We start from the raw sequence: 2572 nt of genomic DNA on the forward strand, positions 1-2572 counted from the left end.
CGCAGGCGAGCGGCGAGAGCCGCCACCACGCGCGGCCGCACCGCGGCGATCGCCGCTCCGAACCTCACCGCCTGAAAGGTGTCAGCCCCCATAGTCGGCGTGAGGCCGCACCTCGACCTTGCCGCCCGGCATCACCGGGATGCGCCTGGCCCAATAGAGCGCCGCATCGAGGTCCGGGACATCGACCTCGTAGTAGCCGCCCAGATGCTCGCGGGTCTCGGCGAAGGGGCCGTCATGCAGGGTTTGGACGCCGCCGGCGCCTGTGGAGACCGTGGTGGCTGTCGTCGAGGGCTGCAGCGGCGCGCCGACATAGGACACGTTCTGGGCGCGCAGATCCTCGCCGAGCTTCATGTGCAGGGCGACGATGTCCATCAGGGCCTTCTCGCCCTCTGGACCCTCATAGACGTTCTCAGGCTCGTAGATCAGCAGCATGTACTTCATCGGGGCCTCCTCCAGGCGGTCGAGAATGCGTGACGCCGGTCGCGGCGTCATGGGGGAGACGTCGGAGGGAGCCGGGATTCGACAGGGAGCCGGCGCGAATCCTAATCCAGCGTCTCCACGAGCGGTGCGCGTCGGCCCAGGCCTTCGACGATCACCTCGTCGTCGCGCACGATCCGGTCAGAGGTCCGGGTCATTGGGCGAGGTTTCCCGCAGCAACAATTGGGCGGCTTCGACGACGCGGTCGGCCGAAAGGTCCATCATGTGTGAGACGGCCTGGCCAAGCGCCGGATCCAGGGCGCGGATTTCCTCGAATGTGCGCGCGGCGCGCAGGGCGCGTGTTTGCGGACCCCAGGGCGCGTAGAGGCGCTCATCGGAGGGACCGAAGAGGCCCAGCGTCGGACACCCCGCCGCGGCGGCCAGATGCATGGCGCCGGAATCGTTGCCGATGAACAGCCGCGCCCGCTTGAGGCAGGCATAGGCGGTGACCAGGTCGACCTTGCCGGCAAGGTCGATGAAGCCGCGTCCGGCGGTCGCTTTGAGACGTCCGGCCAGCGGCGCGTCGGCGGCGCTCCCGAGCGCCATCACCCGGCCCCCGGCCATCGCGCCGTCGGGCGAAAGCAGGCGACGGGCGGTCTCACCGAAGCGTTCCAGCGGCCAGGTCTTGCCGACCCAGTTCGCGCCGGGCGCCAGCGCCAGGATCGGCCCTTGTCCGGCGGTCAGCCGATCCGCCGCCGCCTCGATCTCGGGATTGGTGAAGATGTGGGGCGCAGGCGGGTCGTCCTCCAGTCGCAGCAGTCGGGAAGCCTCGATCACCTTGTGGACCGGCTCCGGTGCGCGACGGGCGACGGCGCGCTTCCGGGCCCTGAGGAACCGCGCGAGGCCTGAGCCCCGAAGATCGACAACCAGGCCCCAATCGGTGCGGCGGGTCTGGCGCCAGAGGTCGAGCCAGTGGCCGGCGAATCGCTGCTTCCGCATCACGATCAGCCGATCCAGGCCCGGCGTGCAGGCGAAGAGGGGCGCGGCGTCCGGCCCCGCCGCGATCGTGAAACGGGCCTGCGGGATCTCGTCAGCAAGCCTGCGGACGAGGCCTGAAGACAGCACGGCGTCACCGATCCGGGTGGCGGTGATGAACAGGATCGGGAAGGAACGCGCCATAGACTGCTCTCCATACGCGCCCGCGCGCTGGCGCTCCACAGCCGAAACCCCCAGATTGACCGGCATGACCGCTGAAACCCGTATCGCCCGACTTGAGAGCCGCGCCGTGATCGCCGTCGGCGGGCCGGACTGGCGCGGCTTCCTGCAGGGGCTGATCACCCAGGATGTGGACAGTCTGGGGCCGGATGACCTGCGGTTCGGCGCGCTGCTGACTCCCCAGGGGCGGCTGCTGTTCGATCTGTTCGTGGCGGCGAGCGGGGACGGCGCGCTGATCGACGTGGCCGCGGAGGGGCGGGACGACCTGTTGCGGCGGCTGACAATGTATCGGCTGCGGGCCAAGGTGACGCTGGAAGCGGTCGACACTGGCGTGTTCGCGGCCTGGGGCGACACGCCGCCGCCGGGCGACTGGCGGCCCGATCCGAGGCTTGGGGCGCTGGGTTGGCGTCTGTACGGCGCTGCAGAGGCGACGGCGCGCGAGTCGGCGTGGGACGCACATCGCCTTGCGCTGGGCGTGCCCGGCCCGGCGGATTGGGGCAGCGACCGCACCTATCCGATCGAGGCCAATTTCGACCTGCTCCAGGGGATCGACTTCAAGAAGGGCTGCTTCGTCGGCCAGGAGACCACCAGCCGCATGAAACGCCGCGGCCAGATCAAGAGCCGCATGACGCCGGTGGTGTTCGAAGGCGAGGCGCCGGTCTTCGGGACCGAGGTGCTGACGGAGACGTTGCGCGCCGGAGAAGTGCTGTCGGGCGGCGAAGGCCGCGCCATGGCGCTGCTGCGCCTGGACCGGGCGCTGGGCGCCGAACTGACCGTGGATGGACGGCCGGCGCGAGTCGAGACGCCGGCTTGGTGGGAAACCGGGTCCTAGCCCGATCTCCCCGCCAGAGACCGAGTCGCCCGCGCGGCAGGCGGCTCGATTCTCTCAATTCACCGCAGGCTCAGCTTGCGGCCGACCGCCAGCTCAGCAGAGCAGACT

At 70.1% G+C, this 2572-nt stretch carries 3 protein-coding genes; 1 reads left to right on the top strand and 2 read right to left on the bottom strand.

Going from position 1 to position 2572, the window contains the following annotated elements; translation table 11 throughout:
• Positions 1-81 precede the first annotated feature (81 nt).
• Together ACIQ3R_RS17415 and ACIQ3R_RS17420 are read right to left on the bottom strand one after the other, a co-directional pair.
• Positions 82-492, bottom strand: coding sequence for a YciI family protein (locus ACIQ3R_RS17415; protein WP_397420113.1), 411 nt, complete (start codon positions 490-492; stop codon positions 82-84).
• Between the two features lie 126 nt (positions 493-618).
• Positions 619-1596 carry a glycosyltransferase family 9 protein gene (locus ACIQ3R_RS17420; RefSeq protein WP_397420114.1) on the bottom strand — a complete coding sequence of 326 codons (978 nt, stop codon included), beginning with the start codon at positions 1594-1596 and terminating at the stop codon, positions 619-621.
• 64 nt (positions 1597-1660) lie between these two features.
• Between ACIQ3R_RS17420 and ACIQ3R_RS17425 the strand changes: the two genes are divergently transcribed.
• A complete protein-coding gene (locus tag ACIQ3R_RS17425; RefSeq protein ID WP_397420115.1) occupies positions 1661-2464 on the top strand; it encodes a YgfZ/GcvT domain-containing protein in 804 nt (267 codons plus the stop codon).
• Positions 2465-2572: the final 108 nt, after the last annotated feature.

The sequence above is a fragment of the Phenylobacterium sp. genome, from assembly GCF_044371015.1.
Lineage (GTDB): Bacteria > Pseudomonadota > Alphaproteobacteria > Caulobacterales > Caulobacteraceae > Phenylobacterium.

Coding starts and splice junctions, on each gene's coding strand:
- ACIQ3R_RS17415 (WP_397420113.1), bottom strand. CDS start 492: ATGACGCCGCGACCGGCGTCACGCATTCTCGACCGCCTGGAGGAGGCC.
- ACIQ3R_RS17420 (WP_397420114.1), bottom strand. CDS start 1,596: ATGGCGCGTTCCTTCCCGATCCTGTTCATCACCGCCACCCGGATCGGT.
- ACIQ3R_RS17425 (WP_397420115.1), top strand. CDS start 1,661: ATGACCGCTGAAACCCGTATCGCCCGACTTGAGAGCCGCGCCGTGATC.